The organism is Pseudoglutamicibacter cumminsii (assembly GCF_003143995.1).
Lineage (GTDB): Bacteria > Actinomycetota > Actinomycetes > Actinomycetales > Micrococcaceae > Pseudoglutamicibacter > Pseudoglutamicibacter cumminsii_B.
In genome coordinates this window covers 1-20,015 of record NZ_QFWG01000016.1, presented here as the reverse complement: position 1 = coordinate 20,015, position 20,015 = coordinate 1, and the positions used below count along the sequence as shown (strand labels likewise).

The following is a 20,015-nucleotide window of genomic DNA, read 5'->3' as shown; positions in this document are numbered from 1 at the left end:
AACGCACCGCCCTACGCGAAGCCATCAAAGAAAACCTGAACGAAGTCGACGACAAAACCTACACACTTCTCACCCACCTGCGGACCTCGTTCGTCAACCCACTGCCACGCGAAGACCTCTTCACGTTCTCACGTCATTTCCGCGCAGCCATCGGCGCCGTCGACAACGCCGCAGGCTCATCCCCGAAGCCATCCCGATGCGCTCAACCTCGCTCGCGGAACTCCTGGAACTCCTTGGACAGCAAGCTAAAGTGTTCCGGAAAGTGTTCGCGCACCTCGCCCAGCTCGACAACATCGAAGACGACTGGCTCGACCTCATGCGTCTAACTACCCGCGGTCGTCACGCAATCCGCAATTGGAAACGTGAAGTCAGCGAAACCACTCGGGTACAGACTGCGCTATCCCAAACAATGCTTCTCGACGACCTCCGCGAAGCTCAATATGAGCTGCTCCAGGCCGTAAACCACCTGGGAACCATCCTGGTCAAGGAGTCCTAGATGGGTTTCCTCTTGGTGTTCGCGGTCCTGTTGTGGGCGCTAGTCACCTTCCTCAACGGGTTCCACGACGCGTCCAACGCCGTTGCGACGTCAGTACGTACCCGCGCCCTGACTCCCGGCCTCGCGACGATCATGGTCGCCGGTTTCGCCGCCGCCGGAACCTTCCTCTCTACCGGCCTCGGCATCGCGTTCCAAGACCAGTTCGAGCTGACCCTAGCTAGTGGGAAAGCCGGCCTCGTGATGGCGATCGCGGCGCTGGCCTCCGCCGCGATGTGGTCACTGTTCACATGGTGGCGTGGCCAGCCGACGTCGCAAACACACGGAATGTACGGCGGGCTCATTGGCGCGGTGGTTGCCGCTATGACACTGGGGTACATGGATAACACCGGCGTATGGCTCACACTGCTCATCGCAGTGCTTCTTCCGCTGGCCGTTACCGTGATCATTGCACCCATGATGTCGATCCTGGTCATGATCCCCATCGCGTGGCTTATGCGGTACCAAACCCCGAACTCCGCCGATCGCATCGGCCGGGTCTCTCAGGCGACCGCTACCGCGGCGGTGGCTTTCGCTCATGGACTCCAGGACGGCCAGCGTCTAGCTGTTTTCCTGCTTGTTGTGACGAGCACCGCAGGCATGGGTTTCGATTACGGCGACATGCTTGGATTCGAGGCGATCACAGCCGTGATTTTGGCTGCAGGTATGTTCGTGGGCGGCTGGCGGATCACCTACACGCTTTCAACGCGGCTCGTGCAGCTCGATCCTCTCCGCGCGGGAATGGCGAAAGTTTCGTCCTCGCTGCTCGTGTTCTTCGGTTCGATCGCGTTCCACTTGCCGATCTCCTCAACCCAGTCAGTCACAGCGTCCCTGCTGGGCGCGGGCCTCACGCAGCGTCACGTGACCGTGAACCAGCGGCGCGTGCTCGACGTCGCGTCCTACTGGTTGATGACGCCGGTCGCCACGTTCCTTGTGGCTGCGATCTTGTTCTTGGCTGCTTCGCCACTCATCGGATAGCGGCTCCGGCACATCGGCGATTCCGAGCCCATAAACAACGATGGTGACGCCCGGTATCAACCGGACGCCACCATCGTGCTGTATTGGGTCCCGCCGCTGGTGCGGCGGGTGTAACCGCCGAGGCTGGTTTAGCCGAAGCGGCCGGAGACGTAGTCCTCGGTGTCCTTCTGCTCTGGGTTGTTGAAGATCGTGGACGTGTCGTTGTATTCGATGAGCTCGCCTGGCTGGCCGGTGCCTGCGATGTTGAAGAACGCGGTCTTGTCGGACACGCGGGCCGCCTGCTGCATGTTGTGCGTCACGATAACAACGGTGAACGTGTCCTTGAGCTCGTTGATGAGATCCTCAACCGCGAGCGTAGAGATCGGGTCGAGCGCGGAGCACGGCTCGTCCATGAGGATCACGGACGGCTCAACTGCGATGGTGCGCGCGATGCAGAGACGCTGCTGCTGACCACCCGAGAGACCGGAACCCGGCTTATCCAAACGGTCCTTGACTTCGTTCCACAGGTTAGCGCCGCGCAGGGACTTCTCGACGATGTCGTCACGCTGCGAGCTTGAGAGGCGCTTACCGTTGAGCTTGAACCCAGCCAAAACGTTGTCCTGGATGGACATGGTTGGGAACGGGTTCGGGCGCTGGAACACCATGCCGACCTCCGTGCGGACGCGGACCGGGTCAACACCTGGACCGTAGATGTCGTCGCCGTCGAGCAGAACCTTGCCCTTGACGTGTGCGCCTGGGATGACTTCGTGCATGCGGTTCAGGGTCCGCAGGAAGGTGGTCTTACCGCAACCGGATGGGCCGATGAATGCGGTGACAGAACGAGGGTCAATCGTCATGTTGACGTCTTTTACAGCATGCGTGCTGCCGTAGTAGACGTTGAGGTCTGAGACGTCGATGCGCTTTGCCATGGTTTTGTTTCCTTCACTTTGACCTGGCGGTCAGTGGTTGGTGTGACCTGTGGTCAGTGGTCTATGAGAGGTCTTGTGTGGGCGGCTGGCTGATTTCCAGCCGCCCGTGAGCTTTAGCGGCCTGCCTGCTTTGGTGCGAACAGTTTAGCGATGATGCGCGCGATCAGGTTAAGCAACATCACGATGATGATCAGGACGAGCGCCGCACCCCATGCACGCAGGGTCGATGCGTCCTGTGCTGCTGGTGCCGCTGGGTAGTTGAGCTGGCGGTAGATGAATACCGGCAACGCCATCATCCAGTCCTTGAACAGGTTGAAGTTCACAACCGATGCGGTACCTGCGGTCACGAGGATCGGTGCGGTTTCACCGATGACGCGTGCGATAGCGATCGTGACACCGGAGGCGATACCGGAGAGCGCGGTTGGGAGGACGACCTTCATGACGGTGCGCCACTTGCGTACACCGAGTGCCGCGGATGCTTCGCGGAGTTCGTTCGGCACGACGCGGAGCATTTCCTCGGTAGAGCGGACCACAACCGGGATCATGAGCACGGAGAGACCGATCGATGCGGAGAAGCCGATTAGCTGGGAACCCGGCGTCATCTGGAATACGTCAAGCATCACGTAGGCGGAAATACCCGCTGCGAACAGACCCGCGACGATCGATGGGATACCGGTCATGACGTCGACGAAGAAGCGGATGACCTTAGACAGCCAGTTGTCGCGTGCGTATTCGACGAGGTAGATCGAGGTCAGCAGGCCGATCGGAACCGAGATCACAGTGGCCGCGAGGGTGATGAGCAACGTACCGATGAGTGCGTGCTTGATACCACCGATGAGTGGTCCGCCTTCGCGAGCGTGGGCGATGTCAGCGATTGCGATCTGCCCCTGCATGTCGGATGCGAAGAACCCTGGAGCGATAACTGCCTTGGAGCCGTTGGAGACCACGGTCCAGATCACCGAGACAAGCGGAACCAACGCGATCAGGAATGCGCCAACGATGAGGTTTCGGGCGAGCACGTTGGTTGCTTGGCGGCGGTTTTCGACCAGCAGGATAGCGAAGAAATCAACGATCAGGAAGATGATCGCGGAGACGCACAGCCATCCGGCGATGTTGAATCCGATGAGCGCGACGATGGCGGCGCCGAGGATCAGCGAGATGAGGCCAATGACTGGCTCACCCCATCGTGGCATTTGGCCGGAGGTGAGGCGGCTACGGCCGTGGCGGCGTTCCCCCTCTGGAGCGTTCTTGCTGCGCTGTTGCGTCGCGTTCACTGGTTTTACCTCAGACTTCTGGGAGCTGCGTTCGTGATTCGGGTGGGTCATGTTAGTTCGCTCCGTCGAATTCCTTGTGACGGGAAACGATCCACCGTGCAATGAGGTTCACGATGAGAGTGATGATGAAGAGGACCAGGCCAGCTGCGATGAGTTCGTTAGCACGCAGGCCGGAGGACTCTGGGAAGTGGAGCGCGATGTCTGCCGGGATGGTCGAGTTACCGGAACCGATCAGGTTGATGGTCAAGCCACCTGCGGAGAGAACCATCGCGACCGCCATGGTTTCACCGAGCGCGCGGCCGAGGCCGAGCATGATCGCGGAGACGATGCCTGCGCGTGCGAATGGGAAGACCGCCATGCGGATCATTTCCCAGCGGGTCGCGCCGAGTGCTAGAGCTGCTTCTTCGTGGAGTTTAGGCGTCTGAACGAAGATTTCACGCGAGAGCGCGGTGATGATCGGGAGGATCATGACCGCGAGGACGACCGATGCGGTCATCAAGGTACGTCCGGTCTGGGATGGGTCACCGAAGATTGGGATGAATCCGAGGTTGTCGTGCAACCAGTTGAAGATGGTGACCATCGCTGGGCCGAGCACGGCCATACCCCACGCGCCGTAAACAACGGATGGAATCGCCGCCAGGAGGTCGATCACGTAACCGACGGACTTAGCGAAGCGGCGTGGAGCGAAGTGAGAGATGAAGAGTGCAACACCGATCGCGACTGGTGTTGCGAGGAGCAATGCGATGCCGGCAGCAATCAGGGTACCGATCGCCAGCGGCAGGACATAGTTCAGGAAGCCCTTACCGCCGGTGACGTCTGCCGGGTCTGCGGTCAACGCAGGAATCGACTGGGTGACCAGGAAGACCGAGACGAATACGAGGATGACAAGAATGATGATGCCGGCTGCCAATGCGGTGCCGGAGAACACCTTGTCACCGACGCGGCCTTTAGCCTTCTGGTTGAGCTTGCCGCTCTCGGGGGCCAGCGTTGGGGAAGTCACGAGATTGCTCCTGTGCGCGTGAATCCAGTGGGAAAGTTGGGGGCGTAGATGCGGTGGAGGGCGGCCGGCTTCACAGCCGGCCGCCCATCACGAATGCTTTACTCAGCTACCTTGATGGAGTCGATAGCCTTAGCCGCATCGTTACGCATTGCCTCGGTCATTGGAGCGGAACCTGCAGCTGCGTTGGCAGCCTTCTGGCCCTCTTCGCTGACTACGTAGTGGCCCCATGCCTGGATCATGTCAACGGTCGACTGTTCCTTGTAGGTGGAGCAGTAGATGTGGTAGGAAACGAGAACCAGTGGGTAGGTGCCCTCTTCGGTGGAGGTACGGTTGATGCGTACAGCCATGTCGTTCTCGTTCTTGCCTTCGAGGCGATCCGAGATTTCGACGGTCTTAGCTGCTGCGTCTTCCTCTGGAGCCTGGAAGTTCTCACCAACCTTGATGTTCGCGAGGGTCAGGTCGCCAGCTGCGGACTTGTCGGCGTAGCCGATAGCGCCGTTGCTCTTCTGGACAACGCCAACGAGAGCGGAGGTACCCTGAGCTGCTTCGCCGCCGAGGTCCGATGGCCACTCTTCAACGTTGCCTGCTGGCCAAGCGTCCTTAGCGTTCTCAGCGAGGTAGTCGGTGAAGTTGTCGGTGGTACCGGACTTGTCAGCACGGTGCACTGGGATGATCTTGGTGTCTGGGAGGTCAACACCCTCGTTCAGAGCAGCGATCGCTGGGTCGTTCCAGGTGGTGATCTTCTCAGCGAAGATCTTCGCGAGGGTCTCAGCGTCGAGGTTGATCTTGTCAACACCCTCGAGGTTCACGACAATAGCGATCGGCGAGATGTAAGCAGGGATGTTGATTGCACCCTCTGGGCCACACATCTTCTCTGCGTCAGCGAGTTCCTCTTCCTTGAGGGAAGCGTCGGAACCTGCGAAGGAAGCCTGGCCGGACAAGAATGCCTTGCGGCCAGCGCCGGAGCCAGCTGGGTTGTACTGGACGTTGAGGCCCTTCTGGGTTTCCTTCAGACCAGCGGTCCATGCGCCAATTGCGGATTCCTGCGAGGAAGCGCCTGCACCGGAGAGGGTGCCGGAGACCTGCTTGGCGTCGCCGTTGTCCGAACCGTTGTTCGAAGAGTCAGAAGTGTTGTTTGCCTGGCCACATGCGGTGAGGCCCAGGGCCGCGATGGACAGGATTGCAGCCGTACGGCCGAAGTGCTTAATCTGCACGGTCATTCTCTTTCATTCCTGGGGGAAGCGAGTGCCGCGGTTTTGCGGCGACATTTAGACGCTAACGACGGAAGGTAAAGGAACCTGTGGCCTTATGTGAACAACAGGTGAACTATTCACCGAGATGGAAGAATATGCTGTAGACGTTAATCACATGGGGTGTAAGGAGGTGCGCGCGATGGCCACACGCGGTCAGAAAAAGTTGCCCCGCGCATCGTCCGCTATCGCCCGCGACCTCAAGACTCGATTGAAGGGCGGAACACGCCGGGTCCAAATCTCAATGACCCGGATCATCTTCGCAACCGTAGGCTCCGTCTTCTCCTTCTGGTTCGCCGAGAAAGTGCTCGGGCACCAACAGCCAATCTTCGCGGCAACCAGCGCGCTCATCGTGCTCGGCTTCGCGAACACATCCCACATTCGCAGAACCCTAGAGGTCGCGGTCGGATGCACGCTCGGCATCGTTCTAGGTGACATCCTCATGACCCTTCTCGGGCGGGGCGTGTGGCAAGCCGGCATCGTCGTCTTCCTATCCCTGGTTCTGGCGCGATTCCTTGACCCGGGCGTCGTCTTCGCGACTCAACTGGGCGTCCAATCCCTTCTGGTCGTACTCCTGCCCATCCCCTACGGAGGCCCCTTCACGCGCTCTATTGACGCCGTCATCGGCGGCTCCGTTGGACTGCTTTTAATGCTCATGTGGCCGCGCGACCCACGGCGAGCGCCAGCCGCAAAACTGTCGTCTCTGATGCGGGAAGTGAGCCAATGTTTCCGGGAGCTGGGCGAAGCGCTTGAATCCTCCGATTCGCAGGCCGCCTGGCACACGCTGGTGCGGGTGCGTAACGCGAGCGCGCTCGTGGATCAGGCACGACAAGAAATCAATACATCTACCGATTACGCGAAGTTGAGCGTTCTGGGGCGGCGACACCGACACGAGCTGAGCGACCAAGAACAACTTTTGGACGTTGCTGACCTGATTCTGCGTGGGCTCAACGTGGTGGCTCGGCGCGCGGCTGGTCTTTTGAATACGTTGGCGCCCGATGCGGAGCAACGCGAACGCTTGCATGTTCTGTTTGATGGGTTCGCTGACGCGCTGAATGCCTTAGCGAATTCCGCGGCGGAAACCTCAACGGGGTCTGCGAACATGATGCGGCGGCGTGCGCGCTCAATCATGGAGGAGGTCGTGGGCGACTTGGATGCTTCGTCGTGGCGCAGCGGGACGATGCAGTTGCCCACGTTGATCATGCTGTTGCGGCCTATTGCGGTGGATATTTTGCACGCCACTGGGGTTCCGCGCGATGCAGCGTCGGATTATTTGCCGCGCACTTAGGGCGCTACCTTGGCGGGTTGCTGTGGCGTGCCGGTGGCGGGCAGGTGGCATCGGCTGTGGCGGCGGGCAACGAGAGCAATCTGTCAGGGTATCTGCGTAGGGTAAAAGCATGAGTTCTACTGGGAAAAAGATGTCCCGAAAGTCGAGCGAGTTTAGGTGCAACGAGTGCGGTTGGGCGACCGTTAAGTGGGTTGGTCGTTGCCCTGAGTGCGGGACGTGGGGTTCTGTTGAGGAGGTTGGCCCTGAGCTGGGTCAGCTGACTCAAGTGCGCTCGGTGAGTAAGCCTGCACAGAAAATCGCTGACATCGACTCACAACCGGCGGTGCACCGGCCGACGGGGGTGGGCGAGTTCGACCGTGTTTTGGGTGGCGGCCTGGTTCCGGGGGCCGTCATCTTGTTGGCTGGTGAACCTGGTGTAGGTAAGTCGACGCTGCTGATCGATGCGGCGGCACGGTCGGCACGGTCAGGTTTGAAGGTTCTGTATATCTCGGGTGAGGAATCTGCCGCGCAGGTCAAGTTGAGGGCCGAGCGCATCGGCGCGATCTCTGACGAACTGTATTTGACGTCGGAAACTGACCTGGGGACGGCGCTGGGTCAGGTTGAACAGATCGACCCTGACTTGTTGATCGTGGATTCGGTGCAGACGTTGGCGTCAGCCGAGGTTTCAGGGTCCGCGGGAGGGGTTTCGCAGGTTCGTGAAGTGGCCTCCGCATTGATCGGTACCGCGAAAACCAAAGGCATCACCACGATTGTGGTGGGGCACGTGACCAAGGAAGGCACCATCGCGGGGCCACGACTCCTTGAACACCTCGTGGATGTCGTGTGCCAGTTTGAGGGCGAGAAACACTCACGCTTGCGGCTCTTGCGGGCCGTCAAAAACCGGTATGGCCCCACCGATGAAGTCGGATGCTTTGACCTGACAGATTCAGGTATCGAAGGCCTAGCTGACCCTTCTGGCCTGTTCCGCACGCGAACCATCCAACCCGTCCCAGGGACGTGCCTCACCGTAACCGTTGAGGGGCGCCGGCCGCTCATCGCTGAAGTACAGGCGTTGGTGACGTCCGCGACCACGCCGTCGCCGCGTCGTAGTACAACCGGCCTGGATTCTTCGCGGGTTTCGATGCTGTTGGCCATTCTGGAATCGCGTGCAGGGCTCGCTCTGGGGCAAACGGATTGCTTTGTAGCGACCGTGGGCGGTGTCCGGCTCACCGAACCCGCTATCGACCTTGCGGCATGCCTGGCTGTCGCTTCTGCCGTGGCTGAGCATCCTTTGGATCAACGCATGATTGTCTTCGGTGAAGTCGGCCTTGCTGGCGAAGTGCGTGCTGTGCAGGATGTTAACCGGCGTATAGCCGAAGCGCATCGCCTGGGGTATCAGCGGGCCATCGTCCCGGCCTCCCCAAACGGGCCGGGGAAGATCCCGGAAGGCATGGACGTCCGAACCGTGACAAGCCTCGCGGAAGCCCTCCACTTGGCGGGCTTCGTCCCTGCGGGTGAGCGCTCCTAAAATAGATAGGTCTTGACGTGCGTTGGCGCCTCGCCGCGCAGTGCGATGTGAAAGGTATCAACTCTCGTGACGCCTCGTTATCCAGAATACGTACGGGCAGACCACCATCGCTCCGACGAGCTGCAGCCCGAACAGGCTGAGACGCTGCGGCAAGTGATGGTCAAAATCGCGCCAGGTACTGAGCTGCGTGACGGTCTTGAACGGATCCTCCGTGGCCGCACCGGGGCGCTCATCGTGCTGGGTTTCGACCGAGGCATCGAACAGCTAACCACTGGCGGGTTCCCTATCGATATCGAGTTCTCGCCAACCCGGCTACGTGAACTCGCGAAAATGGACGGCGCGATCATCCTCTCCAAAGATCTGACCCGCATCCTTCACGCCGGCATTCACCTGGTTCCTGACCCGACCATCCCCGCTACCGAGACCGGCACCCGTCATCGCACCGCGGAACAAACCTCAATCCAAACCGGTTACCCCGTGATCGCGGTGTCCCAGTCGATGAACACCATCACGATCTACGTTGACGGGCAAAGGCATCAGCTCGAAGGTTCAGAAACGATCCTTGCACGAGCAACCCAGGCGCTATCAACGCTCGAACGGTACAAGACCCGCTTGGTTGAGGTCACCAACGCTTTGTCGAATCAAGAGATTGAAAACGTTGTCACCGTGCGTGACGTCGCTACGGTGATCCAGCGGCTCGAGATGGTGCGCCGCATTTCCGAGGAGATCCGCCGCGACATCCTCGAACTCGGCGTGAACGGGCGGCTCGTCGGCCTACACCTCGAGGAACTCAGCACAGGAGCCGGACCGTCCCTATCGGTTGTTTTACGTGACTATGCGAACGCGGCGCGACGTGCAGGGATGGGTGACACGATCGTCGACATCAACCAGATTGAGCAGCAGCTTGCCGCCCTGGACTCTCCGCACCTGGTTGACCTTGGGCAAATCGCGATACTGCTGGGTTTCCCTGGCGGCGCGTCCGACCTGGATCATCACGTTGAACCGCGCGGATTCCGGTTGCTTTCTGGCATCACGTCGCTGCCTCAGCATCTCGTGGAGCGAGTAGTTCAGCGTTTCGACGGCTTGCAGGAACTGATGGCCGCGAACGTGGATGAGCTACAGCAGATCGAAGGCATCGGTGAGGGCCGGGCCCGCAGCGTACGTGAGGGGCTCAGCCGTTTCGCTGAAGATAGCCTGCTGGAGCGATACCGCTAATCGCTTGGAGGCGTTGACGGGCGAGCTTCCGCGCGAACAACGTGTGTCTACTGGAGTACGAACGTCGCCGGTTTAGATTCGTTGTCGCCCAGGCTCACTTTGAGCTTGTATGTTCCGGGTAGCGGCTTCGAAGAGATCGCCTGGCATTCCGGTAGGGAGCGTACTCGATTCCAGGTGAAGCGCGCGTTTTCTTCCTGACCTTTTTCGAGTTTGATTTTGACGTCTTCTGGGTCTTGTTGGCAGTCGCGGGTCGAGAAGATCCGGTCGTTGCCAGAAGTCACGACAAACTCTTGTTGGGTTGTGCCGACGTTCATGGTGCACGGTACGTCACCCGTGTTTTTCAGTTTGAGGATCAGCACTGGATCTTCCCCGGCGCCGTAGGACTGTTTGTCGGTTGCGGCGCTCACCGTTATGTCGCTGGCCACGCAGTCTTGGCTGCCGTCGGGCTTAGGGCTAGGCCGCTCCCCCTCTTTCTCACCTTCGGCATCACCAGTGCTCTTATTACCTTCGGCATCACCAGTGTTCTTATCTTTAGCATCACTAGTGCTGCTATTTTCCCCACCAGGCTGCGTCGACGTTTGCGTCGTCTGCTTCTCATCAGCCTTGTTTCCACCGAAGACCCCCGAGACCCATTTAACGACACTCACGATGCCCAAGGTTATTAAAGTCAGGAGGAGGAGCAGGACAATCAACGCCACTATGCGGCGTCGACGGTACGTAGCTGCTGACGGTTTCTGGTTCTCGGTGGCCATGTCACCAGGATAAGCCGCGAAACATCCGTAACCAGCTAGCCGCCGTATGATGACAGACGTGTCCACCCCAAACAACAAACCCGCAACACACGCCACCGGCCTCTCAAACCCTGACGCCGCCCCCGCCTCTACCGTTCGGGCGCGCGTCAACGAATGGTTCCTCTCCAACGGCCGCGACCTCCCCTGGCGCCGCCCCGAAGCCACCGCGTGGGGCGTCCTCGTTTCGGAGATCATGTTGCAACAAACCCCGGTCGTGCGGGTCCAACCTGTGTGGGAAGAGTGGATGGAACGCTGGCCAACTCCGCACGACCTCGCAGCGGAACCCGCCGGCGAAGTTCTACGTGCCTGGGGCCGTTTAGGCTATCCGCGCCGAGCGCTACGCCTGCACGCGTGCGCGCACGCGATCGCCACAGAACACGACGGCGTAGTTCCCAACGACCTCCCCACACTTTTATCCCTGCCGGGCGTCGGCGAATACACGGCCGCCGCGGTCGCATGTTTCGCCTACCGCATCCCGGCAACCGTCGTGGACACGAATATCCGCAGAGTTATCGGCCGCATTTTTCATGCGAAAGCGCTCCCCGGGCCAACGATGACGCGTGCTCAGTACCGCGCGGCCCAAGCGTTGATGCCGGCGCACCCGAACGAAGCCGGCGAAGCCGCGGATGCTCACTATTCGCCTGCTGAGGTCGCGGAGGCGAACACGTGGAACGCCGCGTCAATGGAGCTAGGTGCGTTGGTGTGCACGGCGCGGGATGCGCGTTGCGGCGAGTGCCCCGTGGAGTCGGTGTGTGCGTGGGTTGCGGCGGGGAAGCCTGCCGCGGATTATGTTCCGCGTGGTCAGGCTTGGCATGGGACGGATCGGCAGGTGCGTGGCCGGGTGATGGCGGTTTTGCGTGAGTCCGATGGCCCCGTCCCGCACGAGGTGATGGCGACGCGCGACGGCGCCGAGCGTGCCGCGTCAGCCGCCACGGAGTCGCGGTTGCGTTCCGCTTTGGCTGAGTTGGCTTTGCTTACAGCCGACGATGCGCAGCGGGCTTCGTGTGTACGTGGACTTGTTGAGGATGGGCTCGCGGTACTGACCTCGGGTGGCGAGGTTTCACTCCCGGGGTAAATGCCCGCCTTCCGCTCCCACAGCCGCAACCTCCGCGTCTGTCGCCCGCAGCTTACTCTTGGCTCACGAGTGGCGTGATTCGCTCTTCGACATCACTAAGCGTGGTGATCATGCGGGTGTTGCCGAGGGTGTTTTGTTTGACGCGCGCGAGGTCGAGGAATTCTGCGACACCGTCGTCGTGGGAGCGTAGGAGTTCTTGGAACACTTCGGGCGCCACGGCGTCTTGTTGGTCCATGACTTCGAAGCCGTGTTTCTTGAAGAAATCGACTTCAAACGTGAGACAGAAGACGCGATGGATGCCGAGTTCACGGGCGTCCTGGAGCAGGTGTTCAAGTAGCAGGCCGCCGCATCCTTGTCCGGCCGCGTCCGGGTGGACGGCGAGGGTTCGGATTTCGCCGATGTCTTCCCACATGACGTGGAAGGCGCCGCAGCCGATGATGCGGCCGTCGGCGTCTTCGGCAACCCGGAACTCCTGGAGCGCTTCGTAGTACGCTACGGCTTCTTTTTCGAGCAAGATGCGTTGCTCGGCGTATGGGCGCACGAGTTCGCGGATGAAGGTGACGTCCTGGGACCTGGCTGGCCGGACGGTGATCGTGCTGGGTTTGCTTGCGGTGGGGGTTGCCATGCTGTCCATCGTAGTTCGGTGACCTCGATATATGGGGTCTGTTAAGAAGTGAGCTGCGTCCCGTTCCGTGTGGGAGCGAGACGCAGCTCATTGATACGCACGATGCGCGGTGGGCCTTATCTGTTAGGCACGGTCGTCGGCGCTAGCCTCGCCCGAGCCTGCCTCATCCGAGCTGGAGTCAGTTTCAGACTCGCTCGTGCCGGTTGGTTCGGTCGATCCCGCCAGGATTGCGGCCGGGGTCGCCTTACCTTCGAGCTGATCTGGCCCGTCAACAGCGGTGAAGGTCAGCTTGCGCGAGCCTTCTTCGCCTTCGACATCAACCACAACGGTCTGGCCTGGCAACAGTTCGCCGAAGAGGATCTTCTCGGACAATGGGTCTTCGACGTCGCGCTGGATGGTGCGGCGCAGTGGGCGGGCGCCCATCGCCGGGTCGAAGCCACGGTCTGCGAGCAGGTCGCGGGCCGGCTGCGTGACCTTGAGCGAAATTGAGCGTTCGCCGAGGCGCTCGGAGAGCCGGTCGGTGAACAGGTCAACGATCTGGACGATCTCGCTGTGCTGCAGCTGCGGGAACACCACGATGTCGTCGACGCGGTTCAGGAACTCTGGCCGGAAGTGCTGGCGCAGTTCTTCCTGGACCTTGGCCTGCATGCGCTCGTATCCCGTCTGGACGTCGGTGGTGGACTGGAAGCCGGTCATGACGCCCTTGGAGATGTCGCGGGTACCGAGGTTGGTGGTCATGATGATGATCGTGTTCTTGAAGTCGACCACGCGGCCCTGCGAGTCGGTCAGGCGACCGTCTTCGAGGATCTGTAGCAGCGAGTTGAACAGATCAGCGTGAGCCTTCTCAACCTCGTCGAACAGCACGATCGAGAACGGACGGCGGCGTACCTTTTCGGTCAGCTGACCGCCTTCTTCGTAGCCGACGTAGCCCGGAGGGGCACCAAACAGGCGGGAAACGGTGTGTTTCTCGGCGTATTCGGACATGTCGAGGGTGATGAGGGCGTCTTCGTCACCGAACATGAATTCGGCGAGCGCCTTTGCGAGCTCGGTCTTACCCACACCGGTTGGGCCCGCGAAGATGAACGAGCCGCCTGGGCGGTTCGGGTCTTTGAGGCCTGCGCGGGTGCGGCGGATCGAACGCGCGATCGATTTGATCGCTTCGTCCTGGCCGATGATGCGCTTGTGCAGTTCGTCTTCCATGTTGAGCAGTCGCGTGGACTCTTCTTCGGTGAGCTGCACAACCGGAATGCCGGTCGAGGACGCGAGGACTTCGGCGATGACCTCTGGGGTGACCTCAGAGATTTCGTCGAGGTCGCCGTTCTTCCACGCGGCTTCCTTCTCCTGACGCTCGGTGATGAGGCGCTGTTCTTCGTCGCGGAGCTTGGCTGCGCCTTCGAAGTCTTGCGCGTCGATCGCGGATTCCTTTTCGCGGCGGATGTCCGCGATCTTCTGGTCCATTTCCTTGAGCTCTGGTGGCGCGGTCATGCGCTGGATGCGCAGGCGTGCGCCGGCTTCGTCGATGAGGTCGACGGCCTTGTCTGGCAGGAAGCGGTCGGAGATGTAGCGGTGCGCGAGCTGGGCGGCGGACTGCAACGCTTCGTCGGTGATGGAGACGCGGTGGTGCGCCTCGTACTTGTCGCGTAGGCCGCGCAGGATCTCGACGGTGAGCTCGACGGATGGTTCCGGAACCTGGATCGGCTGGAAGCGGCGCTCGAGTGCCGCATCCTTTTCGATGTGTTTGCGGTACTCGTCGAGCGTGGTTGCGCCGATCGTCTGCAGTTCACCGCGGGCGAGCATCGGCTTGAGGATGCTTGCGGCGTCGATCGCACCTTCGGCGGCACCTGCACCGACGAGGGTGTGGATTTCGTCGATGAACAGGATGATGTCGCCGCGGGTGCGGATTTCTTTCAGGACCTTCTTGAGGCGTTCTTCGAAGTCACCGCGGTAGCGGGAGCCAGCCACGAGGGAGCCCAGGTCAAGCGTGTAGAGGTGCTTGTCCTTGAGGGTCTCCGGCACGTCGCCGCGCACGATCGCTTGCGCGAGCCCTTCAACGACGGCGGTCTTACCAACACCTGGCTCACCGATGAGAACAGGGTTGTTCTTGGTGCGGCGAGACAGGACCTGCATGACGCGTTCCATCTCGTGTTCGCGCCCGATGACGGGGTCGAGTTTGTTCTCGCGTGCTGCGGCGGTCAGGTTGCGGCCGAACTGGTCGAGGACTGCGGAACCGGATGGGGTTCCTTCCTTCTGGTCGCGGGAGCCGCCGCCTGCTCCGGCTGGTTCCTTGGAGGAGTGGTAGCCTGAGATGAGCTGGATGACTTCCTGACGGACAGCCTGTGGGTCTGCGCCGAGGCTGTTGAGAACCTGGCTGCGGTACCTTCGCCTTCGCGGATCAGGCCGAGCAGGATGTGCTCGGTGCCAATGTAGTTGTGGCCCAGCTGGAGAGCTTCACGCAGGGAAAGTTCGAGGACTTTCTTGGCGCGTGGGGTGAAAGGGATATGGCCCGTTGGGGCCTGGGAGCCCTGGCCAATGATTTCCTGAACCTGTTCGCGTACTGCTCCGAGCGTTACGTTGAGGGATTCTAGGGACTTAGCTGCTACGCCTTCACCTTCGTGGATGAGGCCGAGCAGGATATGTTCGGTGCCGATGTAGGTGTGGTTGAGCATGCGCGCCTCTTCTTGGGCGAGCACCACAACACGACGGGCACGGTCGGTAAAACGTTCGAACATGCGCACACTCCTTTAATGACTTGCCTCCGATGCTACGCATCGAAAACGGTCGTTTGGCCCGTGTTCACCATCAGGTGAACGGTTTGGGGCCGTGTACGCAGATAGCGGAAGTGGATGGCGCGAGCACAGACGTCTGGACGCGCCTGCACAAGGGGCGCGCCCGTCTCACTGCGAGCCTATTCAGGTTTTATGCGCGGTGCGCTTCGCGGTATTTCGCGATGATGTCGTGGTGCAGGCGGCCGCGGTTGGAGACTTCATAGCCCTTGTCTTTTGCCCATGCGCGGATGCGTGCAGCTTCATCGGACGAGCGCGGCGCTGACCGGCGTCCTGCTTTGATGTAGGGGCGCAGGAATTCGCGTAGCTCGTTGAGATTGGCTTGCGAAAGATCGATCTCGTAGTGCAATCCTTCGAAACCGAAGTAGACGGTGGAGTCCGCTGGCGTGCCGTCGATATCGTCAATTAGGGTGACTTGAACTTGACGTGCCATAGTGTTTCTCCGCTCACATGTGAGTGTGGTTGATCGGAAAGCTCACAAAGCAATGAGCTTTGTGTAAAAATACTACGGCAGTTCAAGCAATATGTCAGAGGGAATGTGAGTAATTCCCTCTAGTTTTTGTTTTTCCCAGCCATTTCAGATTCGATTTCTTTCATCCGTTGCTCAACGGCATCTTCGAATTGAGCTTCGGTCAACTTTTTACCTTCAGCTGCGGCTTCACGTTCACGGCGGTCAGCATTGACGATCGACCGCATAACCCACCAGAAAATGAGGATCAGCGTGATGGTCGGCAGCAAGACCGAAACGTATGGGTAGATAGCTTCCCAGATTGCGGCCATCGTTATGCCTCCGGCTTCAAGAGCGGGTAGAGGATAGTTTCACGGATGCCCACGTTGGTGAACAGCATGACGAGGCGGTCGACGCCGAGGCCGGTGCCGCCCATTGGTGGGGCTCCGTATTCGAGTGCGCGCAGGAAGTCTTCGTCGAGCTGCATCGCTTCAGGGTCGCCGCCTGCCGCGAGTTCGGACTGGTGGGTCAAACGGTCGCGCTGGATCACTGGGTCGATCAGCTCGGAGAACGCGGTGCCGCGTTCCATGCCGCCGATGATGAGGTCCCACGCCTCGATCACGCCGTCCTTGGAACGGTGCGGGCGGGCGAGCGGCTGGGCCGCTGGCGGGTAGTCGTAGACGAACGTCGGGTTGATGAGCGTCGGCTCGACGATCTCACCGAACAGCTCGATGACTGCGTTTTGTTCGTCCCAGTTTTCGTCCCAGGCAACGTTCTTTTCGGCGGCAACTTCCTTGAGGACGTCGATGCCGGTCTCTGGGGTGATTTCGCGGCCCACGGCTTCCGAAAGTGCCGGGTAGACGCTGACCCATGCCCAGTCCCCAGAAAGGTCGATGGTGGTTCCGTTTGGACCTGGGATCTGCAGGCCGCAACCGATTTCTTCGGCGGCGGCAAGGATGATCTCTTTGAGGCGTGCAGCCATGACGAACTGGTCTGCGTACGCTTCGTAGAACTCGAGCGTCGTGAACTCTGGCGAGTGCGTCGAGTCGACACCTTCATTGCGGAAGATGCGGCCCATTTCGTAGACGCGGTTCACGCCACCGACGACGGTGCGCTTGAGGAACAGCTCGGTCGCGATGCGCAGAGTCATGTCCTGGTCGAACGCGTTGAGGTGCGTCTCGAATGGACGTGCCGCGGCACCACCGTGAATGAGTTGCAGCATCGGGGTCTCGACTTCGACGTAGCCGTGAGACTCGAGCACGCGACGGATCGCACGAGTGATTGCTGCGCGCTTGTAGATCATCTGGCGTGCTTCTTCACGCACGATGAGGTCTGCGTAGCGCTGGCGAACGCGGGTCTCTTCGTTGAGGTCGGCGTGCAGTACAGGTAGCGGACGCAACGCCTTGGAGGCCATCTCCCAGCGCTGAGCCATGATCGAGAGTTCGCCGCGGCGGGAGGAGATCACACGTCCTTCAAAGAACACGTGGTCACCGAGGTCGACGAGGTGCTTGAAGTCCTCAAGCGCTTCTTCGCCGACTTCCGCGAGCGAGATCATGACCTGCAGCTGCACGGTCGAGCCGTCCTCGCCGCCCTCCTGGAGGGTTGCGAAGCACAGCTTGCCGGTGTTGCGCTGGTACACAACGCGGCCAACGACACCCACGACGTCGTCGGTTTCTTCACCGCTTGCAAGGTGCGCCCAGTACTCGCGTACGGTCGCGAGCGAGTGCGTGCGGCGTACCCCTACTGGGTAGGCTTCCTTGCCGGAGTCAAGGATTTCTTGACGCTTGGCCAGACGCACGGCGCGCTGGTCGCGGTTGTCAACGGTCGATGTCGTCTCAGAAGAATTAGCGTTGGCAGTCACGCCCCCTATTCTAGCTGGCACCGCTGGCTTCCGTAGAAACCAGTGGACACACGTCAGTGGACACATATCCCGGGGCCTATGTGATCCGGCCACGGGCGGTGCCTGTTGGCTACCAGATGCTGACGCGTTCCTCAGGTGCGAGCCACATGCCGTCGCCTTCCTGGGTGCCGAAGGCTTCGTGGAAGGCGTCGACGTTGCGTGCGGTCTGATTGGCGCGGAATTCGGTTGGCGAGTGCGGGTCGGTTGAGACCATGGTTACCATCGCTTCTGGTCGCGAGAGGCTCGCCCAGACCCGCGCCCACGATGTGAAGAAGCGCTGGTTGCCGGTCAGCCCGTCGGTCTCTTCTTCAGGATCGCGGCAGGTCGCTTTCATCTCGGCGAGGTAGGCCTTGTGGGCGATGCCGAGGCCTCCGAGGTCGCCGATGTTCTCACCGAGGGTCAGTTCGCCGTTGACGGTGTGCTCTGGCGCTTCCGGTGGAACGAGTTTGCCGTACTGTTCAACGAGGTTCTTGGTGCGCGCTTCAAACGCTGCACGGTCGTCTTCGGTCCACCAGTCGGTGAGCGTTCCATCGCCGTCGAAACGGGAGCCTTGGTCGTCAAAGCCGTGCCCGATTTCGTGGCCGATCACCGCGCCGATCGCACCGAAGTTGGTCGCGTCGTCGCCGTGGAGGTCGAAGAACGGTGGGCGGAGGATGGCTGCTGGGAACGCGATTTCGTTGAGCAACGGGTGGTAGTACGCGTTGACCGTCTGTGGGTACATGAACCACAGTTCGCGGTTGACGCCGTCCTCGATCTTCTGCAGTTCGCGCTTGAGCGTGAACTGCGCGATCGCAGCGACGTTACCGACGAGGTTATCGGCCGCTACCTCGAGGGAGCTGTAGTCGATCCATTCGCTCGGGTAGCCGATCTTGGTGCGGAACTTCTCGAGCTTCACGAGCGCACGCTTCTGGGTGCCCTCTCCCATCCAGTCGAGGCCGTTGATCGAGTTCCGGTACGCCTCAATCAGGCGGTCGACGAGGTGGTCCATGCGGTCTTTAGCTTCCGGCGGGAAGTGCTCTGCAACAAAGATCTGGCCGATGTCTTCACCCACACCGGATTCGACGAAGGCAACTCCGCGCTTCCAGCGTTCGCGCTGCTCTGTTGCACCGCCAAGGGTATGGGAGTAGAAGGACCAGTTCTCGGTCACGACGTCCTTGTTAAGATACGGCGCGCGAGATCGCATGACATTGAACGCGAGGAGCTCTTTCCATGCCTCGAGTGGCTGTTCGGTGAGCTCCTTGTCGAGTCCTTCGAGGAAGCTCGGCTGCCACACGTCTACGACGGACCAGTACTTCTCGGAGATCCGCGAGCCATCGAACCAGTGCCGTAGCAACGGGGCGAGTTCAAGTAGCTCGTCGCTGTTCATCTTGTTATAGCGTGCCTGGGCGTCGCGTGTTTTCACGATGTCCCAGTGGTGTGCCGCAATGGCAGTTTCGAGTTCGAAGATCCGTAGTGCGGTGCCGGCCGGGTCAGGGTAGGCGAACAGGGTCAGCATCCGCTCGATGTGTGCGCGGTACGCTTCGCGGATTTCCTGGTAGGCGTCCTCGCGGTAGTACGCCTCATCCGGCAGACCGATGCCACCTTGGATGATGGTGAACAGGTTGACGTCCGGGTTTTTCGCGTCATTGGACACCCCGATGTCGAAGAATCCGTCGATGCCGACGGTTGAGAGCTCTCCGCTGAGCTTCATGAGGCTTTCGACGTCGTGGACGTTGTCGATCTTCTTCAGCAGGTCATCGACGGGGCTGATTCCGAGGGCTTCGATACCCTCTTCATCCATGAAGGACTCCCAGAGGCTTGCGATGCGTGCGTCGCGCGCTGCATCCTCATCGTTGGCGTCTTCGCCGGAGGATGCACGCTTGCGGTGGCGTTCTACAGCTTTCTCGATGATGTCGCGAACGTCGGCTTCTGCGCGGTCGCGTAGTTCGTGGAAGACACCGTATGCGCCTCGGTCGGATGGGATCTCAGAGGTGGAGAGCCATTCGTGGTTCACCCAGCGGTAGAGGTCGTCTTGCGGACGAGGTACGTCGCTAGTTTGGTTTTCGGCGTTAGCTGTAGAAGTCATGCGTCTAACGCTACCCGGCGCCTCGTGTGGGCTTCAAAAGTTTGTGGTGCTCTGTGGATCGCAGCGTGGCGTTTATGTGTTTGTGTATACGCGGTTGAGCTTAAAAGAAAAGTGACAGGAGAAGAACCGAAAGGGGCTATCGGTCGCGAGCCGGTGGTGGTGGGGTGGCTCAAGCGGAACCGATAATCGGTCTTCTCCTGTCACGATTTGAAGGTATGTTCGGCGGTGTCCTACTCTCCCACAACCTCCCGGTTGCAGTACCATCGGCGCTGTGGGGCTTAGCTTCCGGGTTCGGGATGGGACCGGGCGTTTCCCCCACGCTATAGCCGCCGTAACTCTCTCACCCCTGACCCAGTGGCTACTGGGTGGGGAAATC

16 protein-coding genes, 1 rRNA gene and 1 pseudogene are annotated in these 20,015 nt (G+C 60.5%); 6 read left to right on the top strand and 12 right to left on the bottom strand.

The window, feature by feature from the left end; translation table 11 throughout:
* Window positions 1-196 precede the first annotated feature (196 nt).
* Both CAY35_RS09240 and CAY35_RS09235 read left to right on the top strand, forming a co-directional pair.
* Complete coding sequence (locus CAY35_RS09240) at window positions 197-496, top strand: hypothetical protein (RefSeq protein WP_109304318.1); 300 nt, start codon at window positions 197-199, stop codon at window positions 494-496.
* Window positions 497-1,510 carry an inorganic phosphate transporter gene (locus CAY35_RS09235; RefSeq protein WP_109304317.1) on the top strand — a complete coding sequence of 338 codons (1,014 nt, stop codon included), beginning with the start codon at window positions 497-499 and terminating at the stop codon, window positions 1,508-1,510. It begins immediately after the preceding gene.
* A 128-nt stretch (window positions 1,511-1,638) separates the two neighbouring features.
* Here CAY35_RS09235 and pstB read toward each other — a convergent pair whose 3' ends face one another.
* From pstB to CAY35_RS09215, 4 genes are all read right to left on the bottom strand, one after another.
* Window positions 1,639-2,418 (bottom strand): phosphate ABC transporter ATP-binding protein PstB, encoded by a 780-nt coding sequence (gene pstB, locus CAY35_RS09230; protein WP_109304316.1) that lies wholly within the window; start codon window positions 2,416-2,418, stop codon window positions 1,639-1,641.
* 113 nt (window positions 2,419-2,531) lie between these two features.
* Window positions 2,532-3,611 carry a phosphate ABC transporter permease PstA gene (gene pstA / locus CAY35_RS09225; protein WP_258265739.1) on the bottom strand — a complete coding sequence of 360 codons (1,080 nt, stop codon included), beginning with the start codon at window positions 3,609-3,611 and terminating at the stop codon, window positions 2,532-2,534.
* A gap of 133 nt (window positions 3,612-3,744) precedes the next feature.
* Complete coding sequence (pstC, locus tag CAY35_RS09220; RefSeq protein ID WP_109304314.1) at window positions 3,745-4,692, bottom strand: phosphate ABC transporter permease subunit PstC; 948 nt, start codon at window positions 4,690-4,692, stop codon at window positions 3,745-3,747.
* Between the two features lie 98 nt (window positions 4,693-4,790).
* Window positions 4,791-5,912 carry a phosphate ABC transporter substrate-binding protein PstS gene (locus CAY35_RS09215; RefSeq protein WP_109304313.1) on the bottom strand — a complete coding sequence of 374 codons (1,122 nt, stop codon included), beginning with the start codon at window positions 5,910-5,912 and terminating at the stop codon, window positions 4,791-4,793.
* 172 nt (window positions 5,913-6,084) lie between these two features.
* Here CAY35_RS09215 and CAY35_RS09210 point away from each other — a divergent pair, with 172 nt between their 5' ends.
* The 3 genes from CAY35_RS09210 to disA all read left to right on the top strand — a co-directional run bounded on the left by CAY35_RS09210 (window position 6,085) and on the right by disA (window position 9,952).
* The gene (locus tag CAY35_RS09210; RefSeq protein WP_181377553.1) at window positions 6,085-7,230 is read left to right on the top strand and encodes an FUSC family protein; all 1,146 of its coding nucleotides are present in this window, start codon (window positions 6,085-6,087) and stop codon (window positions 7,228-7,230) included.
* 109 nt (window positions 7,231-7,339) lie between these two features.
* Window positions 7,340-8,737 (top strand): DNA repair protein RadA, encoded by a 1,398-nt coding sequence (radA, locus tag CAY35_RS09205; protein ID WP_109304311.1) that lies wholly within the window; start codon window positions 7,340-7,342, stop codon window positions 8,735-8,737.
* 120 nt (window positions 8,738-8,857) lie between these two features.
* Window positions 8,858-9,952 (top strand): DNA integrity scanning diadenylate cyclase DisA, encoded by a 1,095-nt coding sequence (gene disA, locus CAY35_RS09200; RefSeq protein ID WP_258265738.1) that lies wholly within the window; start codon window positions 8,858-8,860, stop codon window positions 9,950-9,952.
* Window positions 9,953-9,999: 47 nt separating this feature from the next.
* Here the strand turns inward: disA and CAY35_RS09195 are convergent, their stop codons facing one another.
* The gene (locus CAY35_RS09195; RefSeq protein ID WP_146191960.1) at window positions 10,000-10,704 is read right to left on the bottom strand and encodes a hypothetical protein; all 705 of its coding nucleotides are present in this window, start codon (window positions 10,702-10,704) and stop codon (window positions 10,000-10,002) included.
* Between the two features lie 49 nt (window positions 10,705-10,753).
* On the opposite strand from CAY35_RS09195, the gene CAY35_RS09190 reads away from it, so the two are divergent.
* On the top strand, window positions 10,754-11,818 hold the full coding sequence (locus CAY35_RS09190) for an A/G-specific adenine glycosylase (RefSeq protein WP_109304326.1): 1,065 nt from the start codon (window positions 10,754-10,756) through the stop codon (window positions 11,816-11,818).
* A 52-nt stretch (window positions 11,819-11,870) separates the two neighbouring features.
* Here the strand turns inward: CAY35_RS09190 and CAY35_RS09185 are convergent, their stop codons facing one another.
* From CAY35_RS09185 to rrf, 7 genes and pseudogenes are all read right to left on the bottom strand, one after another.
* Complete coding sequence (locus CAY35_RS09185; protein ID WP_375231769.1) at window positions 11,871-12,452, bottom strand: amino-acid N-acetyltransferase; 582 nt, start codon at window positions 12,450-12,452, stop codon at window positions 11,871-11,873.
* Between the two features lie 114 nt (window positions 12,453-12,566).
* Window positions 12,567-15,172 (bottom strand): annotated as a pseudogene (locus CAY35_RS09180) (ATP-dependent Clp protease ATP-binding subunit).
* A 187-nt stretch (window positions 15,173-15,359) separates the two neighbouring features.
* Window positions 15,360-15,659, bottom strand: coding sequence for a histone-like nucleoid-structuring protein Lsr2 (locus CAY35_RS09175; RefSeq protein WP_109304309.1), 300 nt, complete (start codon window positions 15,657-15,659; stop codon window positions 15,360-15,362).
* Window positions 15,660-15,778: 119 nt separating this feature from the next.
* Entirely contained in the window at window positions 15,779-16,006 is a 228-nt protein-coding gene (locus tag CAY35_RS09170) for a hypothetical protein (RefSeq protein ID WP_109304308.1), read from the bottom strand.
* A gap of 2 nt (window positions 16,007-16,008) precedes the next feature.
* Window positions 16,009-17,535, bottom strand: a complete 1,527-nt coding sequence (gene lysS, locus CAY35_RS09165; protein ID WP_101629716.1) for a lysine--tRNA ligase — start codon at window positions 17,533-17,535, stop codon at window positions 16,009-16,011.
* Window positions 17,536-17,644: 109 nt separating this feature from the next.
* The gene (locus tag CAY35_RS09160; protein ID WP_109304306.1) at window positions 17,645-19,639 is read right to left on the bottom strand and encodes a M13 family metallopeptidase; all 1,995 of its coding nucleotides are present in this window, start codon (window positions 19,637-19,639) and stop codon (window positions 17,645-17,647) included.
* Between the two features lie 217 nt (window positions 19,640-19,856).
* Window positions 19,857-19,973, bottom strand: a 5S ribosomal RNA gene (gene rrf / locus CAY35_RS09155).
* Window positions 19,974-20,015 lie beyond the last annotated feature (42 nt).